The following is a 23,371-nucleotide window of genomic DNA, read 5'->3' on the forward strand; positions in this document are numbered from 1 at the left end:
CACGGCGGTGGCCTGCCGCCCGGCCCGGGTCGGGGAGCAGCCCGGCGGGCACCCGCCGCCCGGCTCCTCACGGGGCGGCCCGGCGGGCACCGGCCCGCGGCCCCCTCGCGGGGCCGGGCGCGCCCGGCCCGGCCGTACGGCGCGGCTCCGCGCGCTCCTGGGGCGTGTGTCGAAAGGGGCGTCGTCCGCCCGGAGGGCGGGCCCGGCGGTGTCCGGTGCGTGCGAGCGCACGGCGGAGGGCCGCCCCGGTACCGGATGCATCGGGGCGGTCCCGACAACGCGGCTGGGGGCACCCCCGTGCCCGAAGGGCTACGGGGGAGTGCGTGCCGGGCGCCGCCGGGCAGACGGGACTTTCGACACGCGCCCTAGCCGCCGACCCGCCCGCCGCCCTCCCCGTGTGCCTCTTCCGGCTGCCCGGTGCCGTCCTCGCGCGCGCTTCCCGGCCGCCCGTCGCCGTCCTCCGGCCGCCCGTCGGCGTCCCCCCGCGTCCCCGCCCGGGGCACCCGTATCGTCACCCGCCCCGACCGCAGGTCTATCGGGCCCCGGCCCGGGTCCGCGTCCCCCGCGTCCTCCCGGGTCAGGGCGAGCCTCCGCCGCTCCTCCTCGGTGTGCTGCCGGCCGGGTGCGAACAGCTCCGCCATGGGACCGAACACGGCCACCGCCCTTCTCACTCCACCCGGAGGCGGAGAATCCTGTCGTCACCGGGCCCGGGCGTCCCCCGGGTGTCGGTCTCGCCGGTCACCAGCCAGAGCCGGTCGCCGCCCGCCGCGAGGACGGTCCGCAGGCGGCCGTACTCACCCTCCAGGAACGCCCGGGGCTCCCCGGAACGTTCCTCGCCGGAGAGCGGGACCCGCCACAGCCGCTCGCCCCTGAGCCCGGCCAGCCAGATCGCGCCCCGCGCGTACGCGATCCCGCTCGGGGACGCCTCCGAGGTCGGCCACTGGGCCACCGGGTCCACGAACCCCTTCCTCCCGGCCCGTCCCTCGGCCTCCGGCCAGCCGTAGTTCCGCCCGGCCCCGATCAGGTTCAGCTCGTCCCAGGCGTTCTGGCCGAACTCGGCCGCCCACAGCCGCCCGTCCGCGTCCCAGGCCAGGCCCTGCACGTTGCGGTGCCCGTACGAGTAGACGACCGAGCCCGGGAAGGGATTGCCCGGCGCCGGAGCGCCCTCCGGCGTCATCCGCAGGATCTTCCCGCCCAGCGACCCCCGGTCCTGCGCCAGACCGGTCCGCCCGGTCTCGCCCGTCCCCGCGTACAGCATCCCGTCCGGCCCGAACGCGATCCGCCCGCCGTTGTGCGTGAACCCCTTGGGGACGCCGGTCAGGACCGGCTCCGGCGGGCCGAGCCGGTCGCCGGACGCGCCCCCGTACCGCATGCGCACGATCCGGTTGTCCGAGGCGGCCGTCAGGTACGCGTACACCCAGCCGTCCCGGACGGCCAGGCCCAGCAGCCCGCCCTCGCCGCCCGGCACGACCCCCGGCACCTCGCCGAGGGGCGTCTTCCCGCCGGTCCGCCCGTCGATCCGGGTCACCGTCCCCCCGTCCCGCGACGAGACCAGCAGATCGCCCCCGGGCAGCGCGGCGAGCCCCCAGGGCGACTCCAGGCCCTCGCTGAGCGTCCCCGCCACCGTCACCCGGCCGGCCGGGGACGTGGCGGTGCCGGGGGAGACGGGGGCGGAGGACGGGGCCCGCGTCGGCGGGGCCGCGCCCGGCCGCTCCTCCGCGCCTCCCGGGGAGCAGCCCGCCGCCAGGACCAGCACGGTGGCGGCGGAGGCCAGGGCCTTCACGACAGCAGGACGGTTCATCGGCACGGTCCCCTTCGACGGGTCGGACGGCGGCACCACCGCCCCGCGGCGGCGCCCCACCCGACGGCGGCGTCCCCACTCGTGTGAACACCGCCCGCCCCGGAGTGGTTCCCGCCGGGCGCTCAGTCCCAGGACCCCCGGGCCGCCGGGAGCGCCGCGATCTCCGCCAGGTCCTCCGGCGTCAGCCGCAGCGAGGCCGCCCCCGCGTTCTCCACCGCCCACCGCTCCCGCTTCGTCCCCGGCACCGGCACGACGTGCGGGCCCCGGCCGAGGACCCAGGCGAGCGCCACCTGGGCCGGGGTGACGTCCGGTCCGTGCCGCGCGGCCACCCGCCGCAGCCCCGCCACGAGCGGCTGGTTCGCCGCCATCATCTCCGCCGTGAACCGGGGGTGCCGGGCGCGCGGATCGTCCGGTTCGAAACCGCCGCCCGGGGTCAGCGTCCCGGTCAGGAAACCGCTCCCCAGCGGCATCGCCGCCAGGAAGCCGACGCCCCGGGCGGCGCACCAGGGCAGCAGCCGGACCAGGGCCTCCTGCGACCACACCGACAGCTCGGCCTCCACCGCCGCCACCGGGAAGACCTGCTGGACGCGCTCCAGTTGCCGGATCGTTCCCTCGTAGCCGTCGCGGTCCGCGCCGACCGCGCCCCGGCGCGCGGTCCGGGCGCCGACGGCGCACAGGCCGAGCGCCCGCACCTTGCCCGCCGACACCAGCTCGGCCATCGCGCCCCAGGTCTCCTCGACCGGCACCTCCGGGTCCGCCCGGTGCAGTTGGTACAGGTCGATGACGTCGGTCTGGAGCCGCCGCAGCGAGGCGTCGCAGGCCCGGCGCACGTACCCCGGGCGCCCGTTGGCGACCACGTGCTGGTCGCCGACGAGCAGCCCGCACTTCGTCGAGACGAAGGCGTCGGCCCGGCGCTCCTTCAACACCCGCCCCAGCAGCAGCTCGTTGGTGAACGGGCCGTACATGTCCGCGGTGTCCAGCAGGCTCGTCCCGGCGTCCAGGGCCGCGTGCACGGTCCGCAGCGCGCGGTCCCCCCGCTGCTGCGAGCGGCTGTACGCCCAGTTCATCGGCATGCACCCCAGGCCGATCGCGCCCACGTCGAGCGCCGTCGCCCCGATAGTCCTGCGCTCCACCTGCCGGTACCCCTCCCTGTGCCGCCCCCAAAGTAACCAATGACGCACGGGATTCTTCGCATAGCCTCCCGGACATGAGATGCGAAGACACGACCGCTGACGTGTGGCTTCCGATTCCCGCGGACGAGATCGAAGGTCTCCCCGCACCGGACGGGTCGGGCCTGAACTACCGTTTCTGGGACGGCGGACCGGAGTTCCCCGCCGATCCGGCGCGCTGCGCCTTCTACGTCGTCCCGTACATGAAGGGCCCGGAGATCGCCGTCCGGCCGCTGGCCGGGATGGACGCGGTCCGGGTGGTGCAGACCCTGTCGGCGGGCATCGACCACGTCACCCCCGGCATCGGGTCGCTGCGGCCGGGAGTGGCCCTGTGCAACGCGAAGGGCGTGCACGAGGCCAGCACCGCCGAACTCGCCCTCGCCCTGGTCCTGGCCTCGCTGCGCGGCCTCCCCGGCTTCGTGCGCGGCCAGGACGCCGAGGAGTGGCGGGCCGGTTTCTACCCGGCGCTCGCCGACAAGTCCGTCCTGATCGTCGGGTACGGCTCGATCGGCGCCGCCGTCGAGGACCGGCTCGCCCCCTTCGAGTGCGCACGGGTGGCGCGCGTCGCACGCTCCGCGCGCACCGCGGAGCGCGGCGAGGTGCACGCCCTGGCCGACCTGCCCGCGCTCCTCCCGGAGGCGGACGTGGTCGTGCTCACCACTCCGCTCACACCCGACACCCGGCACCTCGCCGACGCCGGGTTCCTCGCCCGGATGAAGGACGGGGCGCTCCTCGTGAACGTCGCCCGCGGGCCGGTCGTCGACACGGCCGCCCTGCTGGAGGAGGCCGGAAGCGGCAGGATCACGGCGGCGCTCGACGTCACCGACCCGGAGCCGCTGCCGGCCGGGCACCCGCTGTGGCACGCCCCCGGCGTCCTGATCAGTCCCCACGTGGGGGGCTCCACCTCGGCCTTCATGCCCCGGGCGAAGCGGCTGATCGCGGCGCAGCTGCGGCGGTTCGCGGCCGGTGAGGAGCTCGCCAACGTCCTCCTCACCACCTGAGGACCGTCCGGCGCGCCGGGGCGCGGGGCCCGGCCCCGGCGCGCGCCCCCGGAAGCCCCGCCGCGCGGACGGCCGGCCCGCGCGGACGCCCCCGCCGGCGGTTCCTCCCCTCCGGGGATACGGCCTTCCGGGTGATCCCGCCGCCCCGGACGGAACCGGCGCTCCGGGCGGCGCCGTCCTCCGGACGTGTCCCGGTCCGTACCGCACGTCACCCCCGGTAGTCACGGAGAGTACTCCGACCCTGTCCCTGCGTGACCAACCTGGTGTATCGTCCCGGACCGGGGGACTGCGTCGAGTACGGGCTGACGCCGGGGAGCGAAGTGACGGGCCATCAGATTCCGAGGGGGGCCACGGGTGGAGCACGGCCGAGAGACCGGCGATCCGGCACGGCGGCGCCGTCGTCCGGAGACCTTCAGCGCCTCGCCGCCGGCCTCGTGCGCCCGGTGCCGGACCAGGCGGCGCCGCACCGCGCGCCAGACTCCCCGGAGCCGCCGCACACCGGAGGGAGCGCCGTGGCCGCCGGTCTCGCACACCCGGACCGCGTCGCCGCCGGCCCCCGCGGCCGCGACGGGCACGCCCCCGGAGGCGCCGGCGAACCGCCGGCCCGGCCGCACGGCACGGCCGACCGCGCCGGCGCGGCACCGGAGCCCCCGGTGAACGCGCCCGGGGCCGCCCTCGCCCGCCGCCCCGCCGGCGACCCCGGGACCCGGGGGCCCGACCGCCCCGGCACCGGGACGGTCGCCGCCCAGGTCTCCCTGGGGCTGCTCTGCGCGGGCTACACGACCGGCGCCTCCCTCGGCTGGGGCTCGCCGGAACTCGCGCTCTTCATGGGTGACTTCGGGCTGAGCGCCGCCGCCCTGACCGCCGCGGTCTCCTGCTTCCTCTACGCCCGCGCCCGCCGGGGCAGCGCCCGTCCGGCCTGGCTGCTCTTCGCCTTCTCCTCGCTCATGGCCGCCCTCGGGAACGCGGTGTGGGGCTGGTACGAGTTCGTCCTCCGCGTCGAGGTGCCGGACTTCTCGGTCGCCAACCTCTTCTTCCTGCTCTTCGCGCCGCCCGCCGTCGTCGGCCTCCTCGTCCTCGCCAAGAGACCCGCCAACCGGGCCGGCTGGCTCTGCCTGGCGCTCGACACCTGGCTCATCGGCGGCTCCCTGCTCACGCTCTCCTGGAGCCTGGCCCTCGCCCGCACCACCCACGTCGAGGGCGAGTCCGTGGCCCGGGCGGCGCTCTCGCTCGCGTACCCCCTGCTCGACATCGTCCTCGTGAGCATGGTGCTCGTCCTGCACTTCCGGCGTTCGCAGACGAACCGCTCCGCGACCAACACCGCGATCGCCGCCCTCGCCCTCACCGTCCTGTGCGACGCCCTCTTCACCTCGCCGCTGCTCCGCGAGAACTACGCCTCGGGCCAGCTCCTCGACGCCGGCTGGTTCGCCGGCTCCCTGCTGCTCGCCTACGCGCCCTGGGGCGCGCGCCGCCTCCCGGCCGGCGCGGACGCCGCGGACGGACCGGAGCTGCCCGGCCGCCCGGTCGCCGGCTCGCTCGCCGCGCTCACCCCGTACCTCGCCGCCGCCGTCTGCACCCTCGGCATCCTCTACAACGTGGTCGAGGGGCGCCGGGTCGACCGCGTCGTCGTCCTCACCGGCTGCACGGTGGTCCTCGCCCTCGTCGTGCGCCAGGGCATCATGCTCCTCGACAACATCGCCCTCACCCACGAACTGGCCCACAAGGAGAACCACTTCCGGTCCCTCGTGCAGGGCTCCAGCGACGTCATCATGATCGCCGCGCCCAACGGGACGCTCCACTACGTCAGCCCGGCCGCCTCCGGCGTGTACGGGCGGGACGCCGAGGAGCTCGTCGGCACCGAACTCGCCGCCCTCATCCACCCCGACGACCTCGGCGCCGTCGTCCACGAGGTGCGGCGGTTCCTGGCCGCCCCGCCCGCCGAGGAGCCCACCACCCGGATCGAGTGCCGCTTCCGCTCGGGCCACGGGGGCGCCTCCCGTCCGGGCGAGGCCGGGGGCGGGGAGGGCTGGCTCCACGTGGAGTCGACCGTCAACCGGCACCACGGCGGCCTGATCTTCAACAGCCGGGACGTCACCGAGCGCGTACGGCTCCAGGCGCAGCTGCAGCACAACGCCGAGCACGACCCGCTCACCGACCTGCCCAACCGGGCCCTCTTCACCCGGCGGGTCCGCCAGGCGCTCGGCGGCCGGCGCTCCTCCGACCCCGGTGCCGCCGTGCTCTTCATCGACCTCGACGGCTTCAAGGCGGTCAACGACCGCCTCGGCCACCAGGCCGGGGACGACCTCCTGATCCAGGCCGCCCGCCGCCTCCAGGACTCCGTACGGGCCGGGGACACCGCCGCCCGGCTCGGCGGCGACGAGTTCGCCGCCCTCATCCTCGGCGACGGCGGCCACGACCCGTCGGCCCGCCGCGGCCAGGTCCAGGAGATCGCCGACCGGCTCCGCCTCACCCTCTCCCGGCCCTACCGCCTGGACGGCGGCCAGGAGGTGCGGGTCGCCGCCTCCATCGGGGTCGCCTTCGCCGAACCGGGCATCGAGGCCGGCGACCTCCTGCGCAACGCCGACCTCGCCATGTACCGGGCCAAGGCCGGCGGCAAGAACCGCGTCGAGCTCTACGTCCCCCAGATGCAGGACGAGGTCGTCCGGCGGACGGAGCTGGCCGCCCGGCTGCGCACGGCCCTCCACGACGGCGAGTTCGCCCTGCTCCACCAGCCGGTCGTCGATCTCGCGACCGGCCGGGTCGCGGCCGTCAGCGCCCAGGCCCGCTGGCGTTCCGCCCAGGGCATCCTCTTCACCCCCGCCGAGTACCTCCGGGTCACCGACGACAGCGAGCGCACCGCCGAGCTGGGGCGCTGGCTCCTGGAGGAGGCCGTGGAACAGGCCGCCGAACGAGCGGGAATCGGCCATCGCACCCCCGTCGCCATCCGCCTCTCCGCCCGCCGCCTCCTGGACCGTTCCCTGCCGCTCGGATCGATCGAGTCCCTGCTGACCCGGCACGGGCTGCCGTCCGGCTCGCTCATCGTCGAGCTGGCCGACAACGACCCCCGGATTCCGCTGGACGAGCTGGAACGGCGCCTGGTCGCCCTGCGCAGACTCGGCGTGCGGATCGCGCTCGACGGCTTCGGCAGCGGCCACGTGGCCGTCGACGCCCTGCGGCGGCTCCCCGCGGACATGTTGAAGCTGGACCGGGTGCTGGTCGAGGGCGTGGTCGAGTCCGCCCGGCTCCGCAAGATCACCCGCGGGGTGCTCCGCATCGCCCGCGACCTCGGGATGCGGACCGTCGCCGACGGCGTCGACGTACCGGAGCAGGTCGTCGCCCTGCGCGCCATGGGCTGCAGCCACGCCCAGGGCATGGCCTTCTCGGGCCCGTTGGACGAGTACCGGCTGCGCAGGGCGCTCGTCCGGGACGAGTACCCGCTGCCCGGGGCGATCCCCGTCCCTGTCGGAAACCGGCCCCCGATGCGCCCACATGATGAGACGCCCGTCCCACCCACTTGACAGTGAAGAGGGGTGGGGGAGAGGGTCAGTGCCATGCGCACCCGAATTCTCGTACTTGGAAAGCGCGTCGGCTGAAGCAGGGGCATCGTAGGCCCGGCTTAGAACGCACCCGACGCGCTCCCCTCGCTTGCCTCACGGCACGAGGGGTTTTTTGTTGCACCGGCTCACCCCGAAGTCGCCGCAAAACCTCGTAAAACACTTCGCAAGAAACCCTCTGCCTCGAGAAGAGATGCTGATGACCGAGCAGGCCACCGGGCACCATCCGCAGCCGCGGCCCCGTAACGGCGCGCTGCCCACCGCCGTCGAGCACGTCACGGGCGCGCAGTCCCTCATCCGTTCTCTCGAGGAAGTGGGCGTCGACACCGTCTTCGGCATTCCCGGCGGCGCCATCCTCCCCGCCTACGACCCGATGATGGACTCGCGGAGGGTGCGCCACATCCTGGTCCGCCACGAGCAGGGCGCGGGCCACGCGGCCACCGGCTACGCCCAGGCGACGGGCAAGGTCGGCGTCTGCATGGCGACCTCGGGGCCCGGTGCGACGAACCTGGTCACCCCCATCGCGGACGCGCACATGGACTCCGTCCCGCTCGTCGCGATCACCGGTCAGGTCGCCTCCAAGGCCATCGGCACGGACGCCTTCCAGGAGGCGGACATCTGCGGCATCACGATGCCGATCACCAAGCACAACTTCCTGGTCACCAAGGCCGAGGACATCCCGCGGACGATCGCCGAGGCGTTCCACATCGCCTCCACCGGCCGTCCGGGCCCGGTCCTGGTCGACATCGCCAAGGACGCCCTCCAGGCGAAGACCACCTTCAGCTGGCCGCCCCAGGCCGACCTGCCCGGCTACCGCCCGGTCACCAAGCCGCACGCCAAGCAGATCCGCGAGGCCGCCAAGCTGATCAGCGCCGCCAAGCGGCCCGTCCTGTACGTCGGCGGCGGCGTCATCAAGGCCGGCGCCACCGCCGAGCTGAAGATCCTCGCCGAGCTCACCGGCGCCCCGGTCACCACCACCCTGATGGCGCTCGGCGCCTTCCCCGACAGCCACCCGCTGCACGTGGGGATGCCGGGCATGCACGGCTCGGTCACCGCCGTCACCGCGCTGCAGAAGGCCGACCTGATCGTCGCCCTCGGCGCCCGGTTCGACGACCGCGTCACCGGCAAGCTCGACAGCTTCGCCCCGTACGCCAAGATCGTCCACGCGGACATCGACCCGGCCGAGATCGGCAAGAACCGCACCGCCGACGTGCCGATCGTCGGCGACGCCCGCGAGGTCATCGCCGACCTGGTCCAGGCCGTCCAGGCCGAGCACAGCGAGGGCAACAAGGGCGAGGCCGCCCGAACGGGATACGCGGACTGGTGGAGCGACCTGAACCGCTGGCGCGAGACCTACCCGCTCGGCTACGACCTGCCGGAGGACGGCAGCCTCTCGCCGCAGCAGGTCATCCAGCGCATCGGACAGCTCGCCCCCGAGGGCACGATCTTCGCCGCGGGCGTCGGCCAGCACCAGATGTGGGCCGCCCACTTCATCGACTACGAGCAGCCCGCCACCTGGCTCAACTCCGGCGGCGCCGGGACGATGGGGTACGCGGTCCCCGCCGCGATGGGCGCCAAGGCCGGTCTGCCCGACCGTCCGGTCTGGGCCATCGACGGCGACGGCTGCTTCCAGATGACCAACCAGGAGCTGACCACCTGCGCCCTGAACAACATCCCGATCAAGGTCGCCATCATCAACAACGGCGCCCTCGGGATGGTCCGCCAGTGGCAGACCCTCTTCTACAACCAGCGCTACTCCAACACCGTCCTGCACTCCGGTCCGGACGACCTGAAGGCGAACAGGGGCACCCGCGTCCCCGACTTCGTCAAGCTCTCCGAGGCCATGGGCTGTGTCGCCCTGCGCTGTGAGGACCCGGCCGACCTGGACAAGGTCATCGCCGAGGCCAACGCCATCAACGACCGCCCGGTCGTGGTCGACTTCATCGTCCACGAGGACGCCCAGGTCTGGCCGATGGTCGCCGCCGGCACCTCCAACGACGAGGTCATGGCGGCCCGGGGCGTCCGTCCCGACTTCGGCGACGGCGAAGACGACTGAGCACGCAGAGCGACAGCGACAAGGAAGAGACCCACGACATGTCCACCAAGCACACGCTCTCCGTCCTCGTCGAGAACACGCCCGGCATCCTCGCCCGGATCGCCGCCCTGTTCTCCCGCCGGGGCTTCAACATCGACTCGCTCGCCGTGGGCGTCACCGAGCACCCCGACATCTCCCGCATCACCATCGTGGTCAGTGTCGAGGACCTGCCCCTGGAGCAGGTGACCAAGCAGCTCAACAAGCTGGTCAACGTCCTGAAGATCGTCGAACTCGAGCCCGGCGCCGCGATCCAGCGCGAGCTCGTCCTGGTGAAGGTCCGCGCCGACAACGAGACCCGCTCCCAGATCGTCGAGATCGTGCAGCTGTTCCGCGCCAAGACCGTGGACGTCTCGCCCGAGGCGGTCACCATCGAGGCCACCGGTTCGAGCGACAAGCTCGACGCGATGCTCAAGATGCTGGAGCAGTTCGGCGTCAAGGAGCTCGTGCAGTCCGGCACGATCGCCATAGGGCGTGGCGCCCGGTCCATCACGGACCGGTCGCTGCGGGCCCTCGACCGCAGCGCCTGAGGGGCCCCGCCGGCCGCCGGGCACGCCCGGCGGTCCGATGGACGAGACCCCGTGACCTTCCCCCCGCTCCCCGCCGTACGGTGGGACGCACCACCAGCACATCAAGGAGATCCCAGTGGCCGAGCTGTTCTACGACGACGACGCCGACCTGTCCATCATCCAGGGCCGCAAGGTCGCGGTGATCGGTTACGGCAGCCAGGGCCACGCCCACGCGCTGTCGCTCCGCGACTCCGGCGTCGACGTCCGCGTCGGTCTGCAGGAGGGCTCGAAGTCCAAGGCCAAGGCCGAGGAGCAGGGCCTGCGGGTCGTCTCCGTCGCCGAGGCGGCGGCCGAGGCCGACCTCATCATGATCCTGACCCCGGACCCGATCCAGGCCCAGGTCTACGAGGAGTCCATCAAGGAGAACCTGAAGGAGGGCGACGCGCTCTTCTTCGGCCACGGCCTGAACATCCGCTACGGCTTCATCCAGGTGCCCGAGGGCATCGACGTCGCCCTGGTCGCCCCGAAGGGCCCGGGCCACCTGGTCCGCCGTCAGTACGAGGAGGGCCGCGGCGTTCCGTGCATCGCGGCCGTCGAGCAGGACGCCACCGGCAACGCCTTCGCGCTGGCGCTCTCGTACGCCAAGGGCATCGGCGGCACCCGCGCCGGCGTCATCAAGACGACCTTCACCGAGGAGACCGAGACCGACCTCTTCGGCGAGCAGGCCGTCCTCTGCGGCGGCACCGCCGCCCTGGTCAAGGCGGGCTTCGAGACCCTGACCGAGGCCGGTTACCAGCCGGAGATCGCGTACTTCGAGTGCCTGCACGAGCTGAAGCTCATCGTGGACCTCATGTACGAGGGCGGCCTGGAGAAGATGCGCTGGTCGGTCTCCGAGACCGCCGAGTGGGGCGACTACGTCACCGGCCCGCGGATCATCACCGACGCCACCAAGGCCGAGATGAAGAAGGTCCTCGCGGAGATCCAGGACGGCACCTTCGCCAAGGAGTGGATGGCCGAGTACCACGGCGGCCTGAAGAAGTACAACGAGTACAAGACCCAGGACGAGAACCACCTCCTGGAGACCACCGGCAAGGAGCTGCGCAAGCTCATGAGCTGGGTGAACGACGAGGAGGCGTAAGCCTTCCGACGAGGGGTCGGACGCGCGGTCCGGCCCCTCGTCGCATCGTTGGACACACTGTCCAACCACGGACGGGTGATCCTGCCGACGAGGCGGGTGAACCGTTCCCGCGCACCACTACACTTCTCCACAACATACGCGTCAGGCCCACAGCGTCGTGCGCTTTCACGCGGCAAGCCCCTCCACCGCCTGCGGCCGTCGGGACGGCCGTCCGCACTGGACCTGTGAGGACTCACGTGAGCTCGAAACCTGTCGTACTCATCGCTGAAGAGCTGTCGCCCGCCACCGTCGACGCGTTGGGGCCGGACTTCGAGATCCGGCACTGCAACGGCGCCGACCGCGCCGAGCTGATCCCCGCCATCGCGGACGTGGACGCGATCCTGGTCCGTTCCGCGACCAAGGTCGACGCCGAGGCCATCGCCGCCGCGAACAGGCTGCGGGTCGTCGCCCGCGCCGGCGTCGGTCTGGACAACGTGGACGTCTCCGCCGCCACCAAGGCCGGCGTGATGGTCGTCAACGCCCCGACGTCGAACATCGTCACCGCCGCCGAACTCGCGTGCGGCCTGCTCGTCGCCACCGCGCGCAACATCCCGCAGGCCAACACGGCGCTGAAGAACGGCGAGTGGAAGCGCTCCAAGTACACGGGCGTCGAGCTGAGCGAGAAGACCCTCGGCGTCGTCGGCCTCGGCCGCATCGGCGTCCTGGTCGCCCAGCGCATGTCGGCCTTCGGCATGAAGATCGTCGCGTACGACCCCTACGTGCAGCCCGCCCGCGCCGCCCAGATGGGGGTGAAGCTGCTGGCCCTGGACGAGCTCCTGGAGGTCGCGGACTTCATCACCGTCCACCTGCCGAAGACCCCGGAGACCCTCGGCCTCATCGGCGACGAGGCGCTGCGCAAGGTCAAGCCCTCCGTCCGGATCGTCAACGCCGCGCGCGGCGGGATCGTGGACGAGGCGGCGCTGTACTCGGCGATCAAGGAGGGCCGGGTCGCCGGCGCGGGCCTCGACGTGTACGCCAAGGAGCCCTGCACGGACTCCCCGCTCTTCGAGCTCGACCAGGTCGTCTGCACCCCGCACCTCGGCGCCTCCACGGACGAGGCCCAGGAGAAGGCCGGCATCGCCGTCGCCAGGTCGGTGCGCCTGGCGCTCGCCGGCGAACTGGTCCCGGACGCGGTCAACGTCCAGGGCGGCGTGATCGCGGAGGACGTGAAGCCGGGGCTGCCGCTCGCGGAGAAGCTCGGCCGGATCTTCACCGCCCTCGCGGGCGAGGTCGCGGCCCGGCTCGACGTCGAGGTCTACGGCGAGATCACCCAGCACGACGTCAAGGTGCTCGAACTCTCCGCCCTCAAGGGCGTGTTCGAGGACGTGGTCGACGAGACCGTGTCGTACGTCAACGCCCCGCTGTTCGCGCAGGAGCGCGGTGTCGAGGTGCGCCTGACGACCAGCTCCGAGTCGCCCGACCACCGCAACGTGGTCACCGTGCGCGGCACCCTCGCGAACGGCGAGGAGGTCTCGGTCTCCGGCACCCTCGCCGGCCCCAAGCACCTCCAGAAGATCGTCGCGGTCGGGGAGTACGACGTGGACCTGGCGCTCGCCGACCACATGGCCGTGCTGCGCTACGAGGACCGTCCGGGCGTCGTCGGCACGGTCGGCCGCATCCTCGGCGAGGCCGGCCTGAACATCGCCGGCATGCAGGTCTCCCGCGCGGAGGAGGGCGGCGAGGCGCTCGTCGTCCTCACCGTGGACGACACGGTCCCGGCGCCGGTGCTCGCGGAGATCTCGGCGGAGATCGGCGCCACCTCGGCCCGCTCGGTCAACCTGATCTGACGCGCATCCCTCCCCGGGGGGAGCGGGCGCTCAGAGCCGGGCCGACTTCAGGGACATGTGCAGCAGCAGCCGGTCCTCGCCGTCGTCCAGGTCCAGGCCCGTGAGCTGTTCGACCCGGGACAGCCGGTAGTACAGGGTCTGGCGGTGGATGCCCAGGGCCTGCGCCGTGCGGCCCGCCTGGCCCGCGTTGTCGAGGAACACCTCGGCGGTGCGGGCCAGTTCGGCGTGGGCGGGGGCCAGCAGCGGGGCGACGACGGGGTCGACCTCGGGGTGGTAGAGCGCCGCGAGCAGGCGGTACGGGCCGATCCCGGTCCACTCGGCGACGGGTCCGAGGGCCGGCTGGGCCGTGGCGGCGCGGGCCGCCGTGCTGGCCTCGCGCCAGGCCGCCGCGAGTTCCGTGAGGCCCCGGCGGGGGGACGCGATGCCGGCCGGGGCGTCGGCGCGCAGCCGCTCGGCCGCCGTACGGGCGGGGGAGAGGTCCTCGGCTGTGCGCAGCCGTACGAGGACGGCGAGGGACGCGCCCTCGGGGAGCGCGGCGACCGCGGCCACGCCGGGAATCGCCCGGACCGGAGGGGCCTCGCCCCGCCACGGCGTCACGCAGACGACGGTGTGCAGGCCGTCCGCGCCGGGGCCGAGGGCCGCGCGGAGCGCCGCGACGGCCATGTCGCCCTGCCAGCCGCGGCCGGCGGTCAGGACCGCGGCGAAATCGCGCGAGAGGTCGGCGTCCGCGCGCTCCTCGTCGGCGAGGAGGTCACCGATCCGGGTGGCGACCTCCATCGCGGCGGCGAGCCGGGAGGGGGCGGGGCCGGGGTCGGTGTCGAGCAGCCAGACGTACCCGAGGACGACGCCCCGGTGGCGTACGGGCAGGCAGAGGCGGTCGCGGAACACCCCGGCGTCCGGGGCGGCCGGGATGCGGACCGGGCCCTCCGCCCGGGTGATGCCGAAGCCCTCGAACCAGGCGCGGACCGCCGGGGTCGACTTCCGGGTCAGGATCGACCGCGTCCGGACGGGGTCCGTCGTGGTGTCGTCGTCGCTGTCGTGGGCGCCGAAGGCGATCAGGCCGAAGTCGCGGTTCTCCAGCGTCGCCGGGGCGCCGAGCAGCGCGGAGATCTCGTCCACCAGGTCCTGGTAATCGTCCTTCACCGGCCCATTCTCGCACCCTTTCAGACAGATGTATGAGAGGCGGGCCACGGATGCGTGACAGCTGTAGGTGGCGGACGATCGGAGCGATCCATAGGTTTCACGGTGGTTCTTCGTGCTGTTCCCGGTTCTTCATGAAAGACCGGGTAAGGCGCCCTTCGTCACCCTGCCCTTCTGGAGGTCCCCGTGCTGGGTCCCGTGATCCTCGCCGCGTCGCGCAGCGACAAGATGCGCCGTTTCGTGTCGGCCGCGCCCGGGACCAAGCAGGTCGTGGCGCGCTTCATCGCCGGCGAGACGGTCGACGACGTCGTCCCGATCGTGCGGGAGCTGGGCGAGCGCGGCCTGGAGGTCACCCTCGACGTCGTGGGTGAGGACATCACCACCGTCGAGCAGTCGTACGCCGCCCGGGACGCCTACCTGGAGCTCGTCGGCCGGCTCGGGGAGCTGGGGCTCGGCGAGCGCGCCGAGATGTCCGTGAAGCTGTCGATGTTCGGCCAGTCCCTGGAGGACGGCCACGAGCTCGCGCTGGCGAACGTCCGGCCCGTCGTCGAGGCCGCCGCCGCGATCGGCACCACCGTCACCCTGGACGCCGAGGACCACACCACCCTCGACTCGATGTTCGCCATCCACGAGGAGCTGCGGAAGGACTTCCCGCAGACCGGCTGCGTCATCCAGGCGTACCTCTTCCGCACCGAGGACGACGCCCGCCGCCTCGCCGCGAACGGCTCCCGCGTCCGGATCGTGAAGGGCGCCTACAAGGAGCCCGCCTCCGTCGCCCTCCAGGACAAGCCGGAGATCGACAAGGCGTACGTCCGGATCATGAAGATCCTGATGGAGGGCTCCGGCTACCCGATGATCGGGTCCCACGACCCGCGCCTGATCTCCATCGGCCAGGAGCTGGCCCGCCGCGCCGGGCGCAAACTGGACGAGTACGAGTTCCAGATGCTGTACGGCATCCGCGGCGAGGAGCAGCACCGCCTCGCCGCCGAGGGACACCGCATGCGCGTGTACACCGCGTACGGCACGGACTGGTACGGATACTTCATGCGCCGCCTGGCGGAGAAGCCGGCCAACCTCCTCTTCTTCGCCCGCTCCATCCTCACCAAGGGCTGAGCCCCCACCCCTCAGAAGGAGTATCGAGACTCATGGACGCTGTGACCCAGGTCCCCACTCCCGTCAACGAGCCGGTGCACGGCTACGCCCCCGGTTCCCCCGAGCGCGCCCGTCTGGAGGCCAAGCTCAAGGAGCTGGCCGACAACCCGCGAGAGCTGCCGATGACCATCGGCGGCGTGAAGCGCATGGGCGGCGGCGAGGAGTTCAAGGTCGTCCAGCCGCACCACCACAAGGCCGTCCTCGGCACCTTCCGGGGCGCCACCGAGCAGGACGCCCAGGACGCGATCGACGCGGCCCTGGCCGCCGCCCCGGCCTGGCGCGCGATGTCCTTCGACGACCGCGCCGCGATCATCCTGCGCGCCGCCGAGCTGCTCGCGGGCCCCTGGCGCGAGACGCTGGCCGCGTCCACCATGCTCGGCCAGTCCAAGACCGCCCAGCAGGCCGAGATCGACACCCCGTGCGAGCTCGTCGACTTCTGGCGCTTCAACGTGGCGTACGCCCGCCAGATCCTGGCCGAGCAGCCGCCGGCCAACTCGCCGGGCGTCTGGAACCGTCTGGACCACCGCCCGCTCGAGGGCTTCGTCTACGCGATCACGCCGTTCAACTTCACCGCCATCGCGGGCAACCTGCCCACCGCCCCCGCCCTCATGGGCAACGTGGTGGTCTGGAAGCCGTCCCCGACGCAGACCCACGCCGCCGTGCTCCTCATGGAGCTCCTGGAGGAGGCCGGCCTGCCGAAGGGCGTCATCAACCTGGTGACCGGCGACGGCATCGCCGTCTCCGAGGTGGCCCTGAACCACCGCGACCTGGCCGGCATCCACTTCACCGGCTCGACCAGGACCTTCCAGCACCTGTGGAAGACGGTCGGCAACAACATCGAGAAGTACCGCTCGTACCCGCGGATCGTCGGCGAGACCGGCGGCAAGGACTTCGTCGTCGCCCACCCCAGCGCCGACCGCGCGATCCTGAAGACCGCCCTGACCCGCGGCTCCTTCGAGTACCAGGGCCAGAAGTGCTCCGCGTCCTCGCGCGCCTACGTCCCGGCCTCGATCTGGAACGACGGCTTCAAGGAGGAGTTCGCGGCCGAGGTCGACGGCATCCGCATGGGTGACGTCACCGACCTGTCGAACTTCATCGGCGCCGTCATCGACGACCGCTCGTTCGCCAAGAACAAGGCCGCCATCGATCGCGCCGCCTCCGACCCGAGCTGCACGATCGTCGCCGGCGGCACCTACGACGACTCGGTGGGCTACTTCGTCCGCCCGACCGTCATCGAGTGCACCGACCCGGAGAACGAGGTCTTCACGACCGAGTACTTCGGCCCGATCCTCGCCGTGTACGTGTACGACGACGAGAAGTACGACGAGATGCTGACCCAGATGGAGTCGGTCTCGGACTACGCGCTCACCGGTTCGGTCATCGCGAACGACCGCGCCGCCGCCGCGTACACGATGGAGAAGCTCCGCTTCGCCGCGGGCAACTTCTACATCAACGACAAGTCGACCGGCGCCGTCGTCGGCCAGCAGCCCTTCGGCGGCGGCCGCGCCTCCGGCACCAACGACAAGGCGGGCGCCCCGCAGAACCTGACGCGCTGGACGCTGACCCGCGCGATCAAGGAGACGCTGGTCCCGCCGACCGAGTACGGCTACCCGCACATGGGCTGACGCCCCCGCCGCGCGAGCGGCCCCGCCCTCCCGGGCAGACGCCCGCCCCTCGTGGGCGGGCCCCTGACACCGCCCCCTTCCCCGGTCCCCCAACCGAGGTCGGGGGCGGTCCCGTTTCCCGGTTTCCCGTCCGCGCCCGCCGGGCCGGGGCGCCGTGGCAGGGTGGGCGCATGACCGTGAGGACCGCTCCCACCCATGAGCTCGGCGCCGCCCGGCTCCGCTCCGTGCGCGCGATGCTCGACACCGCCTTCGGGGGCGACTTCTCCGACGACGACTGGGACCACACCCTCGGCGGCGTCCACGCCTGGGCCGAGGACGAGCGGGGGATCGCCGCCCACGGCGCCGTCGTCCTGCGCCGGGCGATCCACCGGGGCCGCTCGCACCGCGTCGGGTACGTGGAGGGGGTCGCCGTCCGGGCGGACCTGCGCCGCCGGGGGCTCGGCGGGGCGGTCATGGCCGCACTGGAGCGGGTGATCGACCGGACGTACGCCTTCGGGGCGCTCGACGCCTCGGAGGAGGGGGCCGCGCTCTACCGGGCGCGCGGCTGGCGGGTCTGGGAGGGGCGTCTCGAAGCGCTCTCGCCCGGAGGGACCGTCCGCCTCGCGGAGGAGGAGGGGAACGTCCTCCTGCGCCCGGCGCCGGGCCGGGACCTGCCGGACCCCGCCGCCCCGCTGGTCTTCGACTGGCGGGACGGCGACGTGATGTGAGGACCGCCCGGCTCCTCCGCCGGGACGGCGGCGTCACGCGGGGCCGCCCGGCCCTCGTGGGCCGCGGGCCGACCCGCGGTCCGCGCCCCCGTGCGGGAGCGGCGGGCCGCCGCCGGACGACTCCCGGTGACCCGCCGTCTCAGATAGTAGGAAGTCCGAGTAATTGTGGAGACAGGCGCGGCTTCCTGTCCTAGCTTTGTAGGAGCCGAACGTCTCGCTCCATCAGCGAACGGCGGTCGAGAGCGCGACGCCCCGTGCAGGCAACCCCTGCGGCGGCGCTCCCCGCCCCTCCGGCACCTTCACGCACCACGGATCCCCGCACGTCACCGGCTGCCGCCGGCCGGCACGGCCCGAGGCCGCCGGCCGTCACCGGTCCCGGGCGCCGCGGATCCCGCGCACCGGATCACCACCGATCTCGAGGAGTCGATCCCCATGGCCGTCCAGACCGCCCGCCGCGTCCGCCACTCCGCCTCCCGCCCCGCCGACGAAGCCCGCCGGAACGCCGCCGCCGCCCTCCAGCGCGCCCTCGACCGCCGGGACAACGGCGGTTCCACCGGCCACTGAGGCCCCGTCCCGCCCGGACCGTTCGTCCACATGGTGGACGCGATGTGTCAGAGGGTGGGACGAGAAGTAGGGTGCCGACATGTCTCACAGCATCGATCTCGCAGTCATTCCCGGCGACGGCATCGGCCGGGAAGTCGTGGCCCAGGGCCTCAAGGTCCTCGCGGCCGTGCTTCCCCAGGACGTGAAGCTGGAGACCGAGGAGTACGACTTCGGCGCCCAGCGCTACCACGCCACCGGTGAGACCCTCACCGACGCCGACCTCGACTCCCTCAAGAAGCACGACGCCATCCTGCTCGGCGCCATCGGCGACCCGTCGGTGCCGTCCGGCGTCCTGGAGCGCGGCTTCCTCCTGAAGCTCCGCTTCGCCTTCGACCACCACGTGAACCTGCGTCCCTCGAAGCTGCTCCCCGGCGTGGCGACCCCGCTCGCCGGGCAGCCCGAGATCGACTTCGTCGTGGTCCGCGAGGGCACCGAGGGCCCGTACACGGGCAACGGCGGCACCATCCGCAAGGGCACCCCGCACGAGGTCGCCACCGAGGTCTCGGTCAACACCGCCTTCGGCGTCGAGCGCGTGGTCCGGGAGGCCTTCGCCCGCGCCCAGGCCCGCCCGCGCAAGAAGCTCACGCTGGTCCACAAGAACAACGTGCTGACCTTCGCCGGCCACCTGTGGACGGACACGTTCCACCGCGTGGCCACCGAGTTCCCCGAGGTCACCACCGACTACCTGCACGTCGACGCCGCGACGATCTTCCTCGTCACCGACCCGGCCCGCTTCGACGTGATCGTCACCGACAACCTCTTCGGCGACATCATCACCGACCTCGCCGCGGCCGTCTCCGGCGGCATCGGCGTCGCCGCCTCGGGCAACATCAACCCGAGCGGCGACTTCCCGTCCATGTTCGAGCCGGTGCACGGCTCCGCGCCGGACATCGCGGGCCAGGGCAAGGCCGACCCCACGGCCACCGTCCTCTCCGTCGCCCTCCTCCTGCGCCACCTCGGCCACGAGGCCGAGGCCGTCCGCGTCGAGGAGGCCGTCGCCGCCGACCTCACCGAGCGCGGCGACGCGTTCCGCACCACGGACGAGATCGGCGACGCGCTCGCCGCGCGAGTAGCGAGCTGACCCGCGCCGACCGTCACCGGACGGCCGCCGGGTCACGCAGCGCCCGGCGGCCGTCATCCGCGCGGCCACCGGGAGCGCACCCCATTCCTCCCGGACCGCGCGCACCCGTTTCCCGCACCGGTCCCCGCGAGCGATAATCGAACGCGGGGCCGCGGCATGCGGGCATGCCCGGGCGTCCGCTCCGTCGGGGACAGCAGTCTCCGACGGCGGCGTACGCGCGCGGTCCTCCCCACACGACCGGTGAAGGACACGCACTCATGACGACGCCCACGATCGAGCTCAAGCCCTCCTCCAGCCCGCTGTCCGACGCGGAGCGCGAGGCCATCCTGGCCAACCCGGGATTCGGCCGCCACTTCACCGACCACATGGTCACCATCCGGTGGACCGAGGGCCGCGGCTGGCACGACGCCCAGCTCGTCCCCTACGGCCCGCTCGCGCTCGACCCGGCCACCAACGTCCTGCACTACGCGCAGGAGATCTTCGAGGGCCTGAAGGCGTACCGCCGCCCGGACGGCTCGGTCGCCAGCTTCCGCCCCGACGCCAACGCCCGCCGCTTCCAGGCGTCCGCCCGCCGCCTGGCCATGCCGGAGCTGCCCGTCGAGACCTTCGTCGAGGCGTGCGACGTCCTCGTCCGGCACGACAAGGCGTGGGTCCCGGAGCACGGCGGCGAGGCGTCGCTCTACCTGCGCCCCTTCATGATCGCGACCGAGGTCGGCCTCGGTGTCCGCCCGGCCAACGAATACCTCTTCGTCGTCATCGCCTCCCCGGCCGGCCCGTACTTCCCCGGCGGCGTCAAGCCCGTCTCCATCTGGCTCTCCGAGAACCGCGTCCGCGCCGTCCCCGGCGGCGTGGGCGACGCCAAGACCGGCGGCAACTACGCGGCCTCCCTGCTCGCGCAGGCCGAGGCGGCGGAGAAGGGCTGCGACCAGGTCGCCTACCTCGACGCCGTGGAGCACAAGTGGGTCGAGGAGCTGGGCGGCATGAACCTGTACTTCGTGTACGGGGGAGGGGCCGGCGAGAAGGCCAGGCTGGTCACCCCGGCCCTCACCGGCTCGCTGCTCGCCGGCGTCACCCGTGACTCGCTGCTCAAGCTGGCCGCCGACCTCGGCCTGGAGGCCGAGGAGGGCCGCGTCTCCATCGACCAGTGGCAGGCCGACAGCGAGAACGGCACCCTCACCGAGGTCTTCGCCTGCGGCACCGCCGCCGTCATCACGCCGGTCGGCACGGTCAAGTCCGAGCGCGGCGAGTGGCGGCAGTCGGACGGCGAGCCCGGCGAGATCACGATGAAGCTGCGGGAGGCGCTGCTCGACCTCCAGACCGGCAGGACCGAGGACACCCACGGCTGGATGCACGAGCTGGGCTGAGAGCCGCCCCGCACCTCCCGCGCCCGGGTCCCCGGAACCACCACGGTTCCGGGGACCCGGGCGCGTTCCGCGTCCCCGTCCGTCCGTCGTTTAGAGTGCCGGTCAAGGCGTCCTGAGCTTCTCTCTCGCGCACGCCCTTGGAACCTGCGGGTTCACCCTTTAGAGTGGCGCTCAAACAGGAGGTGTTGGGGACGTGCGACTGACCCCCACGGAACGCGACCGGCTGCTGCTCTTCGGCGCCGCCGAACTCGCCCGGGCCCGCCGCGCCCGCGGCCTGCGGCTCAACGTGCCCGAGGCGACCGCGCTCATCGCGGACACGGTCTGCGAGGCGGCCCGCGACGGCAGACGGCTCGCCGAGGCGATCGAGGCCGCCCGCTCCGTCCTCGGACCCGACGACGTCCTCCCCGGCGTCGCCGACGTGGTCACCGAGATCCACGTCGAGGCCGTCTTCGACGACGGCTCCCGCCTCGCGGTCGTCTCCGACCCGATCGGCGGGGGCGGACTCGGCCCGGAAGCGCCCGGCGCCCTCCTGCCCGGCCCCGGCCACCCCGAGTCCGGACCCGCCCTCACCCTCCACGTGCGGAACACCGCGACCGTCCCGGTCAGCGTCACCTCCCACTTCCACTTCTTCGAGGTCAACCCGCGCCTCGACTTCGACCGGGCCGCCGCCTACGGCATGCGGCTCGCCATCCCGGCCGGCGCCTCCTTCCGCTTCGACCCGGGCGGCGAGGCCGAGGTCGGCCTGGTGCCCATCGGCGGCGCCCGCGTCGCCGTGGGCTTCGCGGGCCTGGTCGACGGCCCGCTGGACGCGCCCGGCGCGAAGGAGGAGGCCCTGCGGCGCGCGGCCGCCTGCGGCTACCTGGGGATCGAGGACGGAGCCCGGGGCGGGGACGCCGGCGGGGCCGAGAGCGGAGACGAGAACTGATGGACCCCTACGAGTACGCCTCCGTGCACGGCCCCCGCGCCGGCGACCGGGTCGTCCTGGGCGACTCCGGCCTCGTCGTCCGGGTCGAGTCGGACTCCCAGAAGCCGGGCGACGAGTTCCTGGCCGGCTTCGGCAAGACCGCTCGCGACGGCCTGCACCTGAAGGCCGCCGCCGTCCGCGACACCTGCGACGTCGTCATCAGCAACGTCCTGGTCGTCGACGCGGTCCAGGGCGTCCGCAAGGTCTCGATCGGCATCCGCGAGGGCCGCATCCACGCCATCGGCCGGGCCGGCAACCCCGACACCCTCGACGGCGTCGACGTCGTCGTCGGCACCGGCACCTCGATCGTCTCCGGCGAGGGCCTCATCGCCACCGCCGGAGCCGTCGACACCCACGTCCACCTCCTCTCGCCCCGGATCATGGAGGCGTCGCTCGCCAGCGGCGTCACCACCGTCATCGGCCAGGAGTTCGGTCCCGTCTGGGGCGTCGGCGTCAACTCGCCGTGGGCGCTGCGCCACGCCTTCAACGCCTTCGACGCCTGGCCCGTCAACATCGGCTTCCTCGCCCGCGGCTCGTCCTCCGACCCCGCCCCCCTGGTCGAGGCGCTGGCCGAGGGCGGCGCGTCCGGCTTCAAGGTCCACGAGGACATGGGCGCCCACACCCGCGCCCTCGACACCGCCCTGCGCGTCGCCGAGGAGCACGACGTCCAGGTCGCCCTGCACAGCGACGGCCTCAACGAGTGCCTGTCGGTCGAGGACACCCTGCGGGTCCTCGAAGGACGCACGATCCACGCCTTCCACATCGAGGGCTGCGGCGGCGGGCACGTGCCCAACGTCCTGAAGATGGCGGGCGTGCCGAACGTCATCGGCTCCTCCACCAACCCCACCCTGCCCTTCGGCCGCGACGCGGTCGCCGAGCACTACGGGATGATCGTCTCCGTCCACGACCTGAAGACCGACCTGCCCGGCGACGCCGCCATGGCGCGCGACCGGATCAGGGCCGGGACCATGGGCGCGGAGGACGTCCTGCACGACCTCGGGGCGATCGGGATCACCTCCTCCGACGCGCAGGGCATGGGAAGGGCGGGCGAGACCGTGCGCCGGACCTTCGCCATGGCCGGGAAGATGAAGGCCGAGCTGGGCCCCCTGGAGGGCGACGGCCCGCACGACGACAACGCGCGCGTGCTGCGCTACGTGGCCAAGCTGACCATCAACCCGGCGATCGCCCACGGCCTCGCCCACGAGATCGGCTCGATCGAGCCCGGCAAGCTCGCGGACATCGTGCTGTGGCGCCCCGAGTTCTTCGGCGCCAAGCCACAGCTCGTCCTCAAGGCGGGCTTCCCCGCGTACGGGGTCGTGGGCGACCCGAACGCCGCCACCGACACCTGCGAACCGCTCGTCCTCGGGCCGCAGTTCGGCGCGCACGGCGCCACCGCCGCCGACATCTCCGTGGCGTTCGTCGCGGGGGCCGCCGTCGACCTCGGCACCGACCGCATGCCGACCCGCCGCCGGCGCGTCGCCGTGCGCGGCACGCGCGGCATCGGCCCGGCCGACCTGCGGCTCAACTCCCGCGTCGGGGACGTCCAGGTGGACGACCGGACCGGTCTCGTTTCGCTCGACGGCTCCCCGATCCGCTCCGAGGCGGTCGAATCCGTCTCCCTCAACCGCCTCTACTTCCTCTAGGA

18 protein-coding genes are annotated in these 23,371 nt (G+C 73.2%); 14 read left to right on the forward strand and 4 right to left on the reverse strand.

What is annotated here, in order from left to right; genetic code table 11:
- Positions 1-365: 365 nt before the first annotated feature.
- The 3 genes from ACFYZY_RS03740 to ACFYZY_RS03750 all read right to left on the reverse strand — a co-directional run bounded on the left by ACFYZY_RS03740 (position 366) and on the right by ACFYZY_RS03750 (position 2,934).
- Positions 366-659 (reverse strand): DUF6191 domain-containing protein, encoded by a 294-nt coding sequence (locus ACFYZY_RS03740; protein WP_388689147.1) that lies wholly within the window; start codon positions 657-659, stop codon positions 366-368.
- Between the two features lie 8 nt (positions 660-667).
- Positions 668-1,801, reverse strand: coding sequence for a PQQ-dependent sugar dehydrogenase (locus tag ACFYZY_RS03745; protein WP_388689148.1), 1,134 nt, complete (start codon positions 1,799-1,801; stop codon positions 668-670).
- Positions 1,802-1,923: 122 nt separating this feature from the next.
- Positions 1,924-2,934 (reverse strand): aldo/keto reductase, encoded by a 1,011-nt coding sequence (locus tag ACFYZY_RS03750; RefSeq protein WP_388689150.1) that lies wholly within the window; start codon positions 2,932-2,934, stop codon positions 1,924-1,926.
- A gap of 74 nt (positions 2,935-3,008) precedes the next feature.
- Here ACFYZY_RS03750 and ACFYZY_RS03755 point away from each other — a divergent pair, with 74 nt between their 5' ends.
- The 6 genes from ACFYZY_RS03755 (at position 3,009) to serA (ending at position 13,090) form a co-directional block, all read left to right on the forward strand.
- On the forward strand, positions 3,009-3,971 hold the full coding sequence (locus ACFYZY_RS03755) for a 2-hydroxyacid dehydrogenase (protein ID WP_388689151.1): 963 nt from the start codon (positions 3,009-3,011) through the stop codon (positions 3,969-3,971).
- A 653-nt stretch (positions 3,972-4,624) separates the two neighbouring features.
- Entirely contained in the window at positions 4,625-7,489 is a 2,865-nt protein-coding gene (locus tag ACFYZY_RS03760; RefSeq protein WP_388689369.1) for a putative bifunctional diguanylate cyclase/phosphodiesterase, read from the forward strand.
- 229 nt (positions 7,490-7,718) lie between these two features.
- The gene (locus tag ACFYZY_RS03765) at positions 7,719-9,581 is read left to right on the forward strand and encodes an acetolactate synthase large subunit (RefSeq protein WP_388689152.1); all 1,863 of its coding nucleotides are present in this window, start codon (positions 7,719-7,721) and stop codon (positions 9,579-9,581) included.
- A gap of 38 nt (positions 9,582-9,619) precedes the next feature.
- The gene (gene ilvN, locus ACFYZY_RS03770; protein ID WP_388689154.1) at positions 9,620-10,147 is read left to right on the forward strand and encodes an acetolactate synthase small subunit; all 528 of its coding nucleotides are present in this window, start codon (positions 9,620-9,622) and stop codon (positions 10,145-10,147) included.
- 115 nt (positions 10,148-10,262) lie between these two features.
- Complete coding sequence (ilvC, locus tag ACFYZY_RS03775; protein WP_388689155.1) at positions 10,263-11,264, forward strand: ketol-acid reductoisomerase; 1,002 nt, start codon at positions 10,263-10,265, stop codon at positions 11,262-11,264.
- Positions 11,265-11,500: 236 nt separating this feature from the next.
- Positions 11,501-13,090, forward strand: coding sequence for a phosphoglycerate dehydrogenase (gene serA, locus ACFYZY_RS03780; protein ID WP_388689156.1), 1,590 nt, complete (start codon positions 11,501-11,503; stop codon positions 13,088-13,090).
- A 30-nt stretch (positions 13,091-13,120) separates the two neighbouring features.
- Here the strand turns inward: serA and ACFYZY_RS03785 are convergent, their stop codons facing one another.
- Complete coding sequence (locus ACFYZY_RS03785; protein ID WP_388689158.1) at positions 13,121-14,233, reverse strand: PucR family transcriptional regulator; 1,113 nt, start codon at positions 14,231-14,233, stop codon at positions 13,121-13,123.
- A 183-nt stretch (positions 14,234-14,416) separates the two neighbouring features.
- Here ACFYZY_RS03785 and ACFYZY_RS03790 point away from each other — a divergent pair, with 183 nt between their 5' ends.
- From ACFYZY_RS03790 to ACFYZY_RS03825, 8 genes are all read left to right on the forward strand, one after another.
- Positions 14,417-15,343, forward strand: a complete 927-nt coding sequence (locus ACFYZY_RS03790; protein ID WP_388689160.1) for a proline dehydrogenase family protein — start codon at positions 14,417-14,419, stop codon at positions 15,341-15,343.
- 32 nt (positions 15,344-15,375) lie between these two features.
- Positions 15,376-17,007, forward strand: coding sequence for an L-glutamate gamma-semialdehyde dehydrogenase (gene pruA / locus ACFYZY_RS03795; protein ID WP_388689162.1), 1,632 nt, complete (start codon positions 15,376-15,378; stop codon positions 17,005-17,007).
- Between the two features lie 170 nt (positions 17,008-17,177).
- The gene (locus ACFYZY_RS03800) at positions 17,178-17,714 is read left to right on the forward strand and encodes a GNAT family N-acetyltransferase (RefSeq protein WP_388689163.1); all 537 of its coding nucleotides are present in this window, start codon (positions 17,178-17,180) and stop codon (positions 17,712-17,714) included.
- A 432-nt stretch (positions 17,715-18,146) separates the two neighbouring features.
- Positions 18,147-18,278, forward strand: a complete 132-nt coding sequence (locus tag ACFYZY_RS03805) for a hypothetical protein (protein ID WP_388689164.1) — start codon at positions 18,147-18,149, stop codon at positions 18,276-18,278.
- A gap of 79 nt (positions 18,279-18,357) precedes the next feature.
- Positions 18,358-19,398: a 3-isopropylmalate dehydrogenase gene (locus ACFYZY_RS03810; RefSeq protein ID WP_388689166.1), complete on the forward strand. Its 1,041-nt coding sequence runs from the start codon at positions 18,358-18,360 to the stop codon at positions 19,396-19,398.
- 257 nt (positions 19,399-19,655) lie between these two features.
- The gene (locus ACFYZY_RS03815; RefSeq protein WP_388689167.1) at positions 19,656-20,762 is read left to right on the forward strand and encodes a branched-chain amino acid aminotransferase; all 1,107 of its coding nucleotides are present in this window, start codon (positions 19,656-19,658) and stop codon (positions 20,760-20,762) included.
- 193 nt (positions 20,763-20,955) lie between these two features.
- Entirely contained in the window at positions 20,956-21,687 is a 732-nt protein-coding gene (gene ureA / locus ACFYZY_RS03820) for an urease subunit gamma (protein WP_388689168.1), read from the forward strand.
- A complete protein-coding gene (locus ACFYZY_RS03825) occupies positions 21,687-23,369 on the forward strand; it encodes an urease subunit alpha (RefSeq protein WP_388689169.1) in 1,683 nt (560 codons plus the stop codon). The genes ureA and ACFYZY_RS03825 overlap by 1 nt, the downstream gene beginning before the upstream one ends.
- Positions 23,370-23,371: the final 2 nt, after the last annotated feature.

The sequence above is a fragment of the Streptomyces sp. NPDC001744 genome (assembly GCF_042892575.1).
GTDB lineage: Bacteria > Actinomycetota > Actinomycetes > Streptomycetales > Streptomycetaceae > Streptomyces.

Coding starts and splice junctions, on each gene's coding strand:
- ACFYZY_RS03745 (WP_388689148.1), bottom strand. CDS start 1,801: ATGAACCGTCCTGCTGTCGTGAAGGCCCTGGCCTCCGCCGCCACCGTG.
- ACFYZY_RS03755 (WP_388689151.1), top strand. CDS start 3,009: ATGAGATGCGAAGACACGACCGCTGACGTGTGGCTTCCGATTCCCGCG.
- ACFYZY_RS03765 (WP_388689152.1), top strand. CDS start 7,719: ATGCTGATGACCGAGCAGGCCACCGGGCACCATCCGCAGCCGCGGCCC.
- ilvN (WP_388689154.1), top strand. CDS start 9,620: ATGTCCACCAAGCACACGCTCTCCGTCCTCGTCGAGAACACGCCCGGC.
- pruA (WP_388689162.1), top strand. CDS start 15,376: ATGGACGCTGTGACCCAGGTCCCCACTCCCGTCAACGAGCCGGTGCAC.
- ACFYZY_RS03800 (WP_388689163.1), top strand. CDS start 17,178: ATGACCGTGAGGACCGCTCCCACCCATGAGCTCGGCGCCGCCCGGCTC.
- ACFYZY_RS03805 (WP_388689164.1), top strand. CDS start 18,147: ATGGCCGTCCAGACCGCCCGCCGCGTCCGCCACTCCGCCTCCCGCCCC.
- ACFYZY_RS03810 (WP_388689166.1), top strand. CDS start 18,358: ATGTCTCACAGCATCGATCTCGCAGTCATTCCCGGCGACGGCATCGGC.
- ACFYZY_RS03815 (WP_388689167.1), top strand. CDS start 19,656: ATGACGACGCCCACGATCGAGCTCAAGCCCTCCTCCAGCCCGCTGTCC.
- ACFYZY_RS03825 (WP_388689169.1), top strand. CDS start 21,687: ATGGACCCCTACGAGTACGCCTCCGTGCACGGCCCCCGCGCCGGCGAC.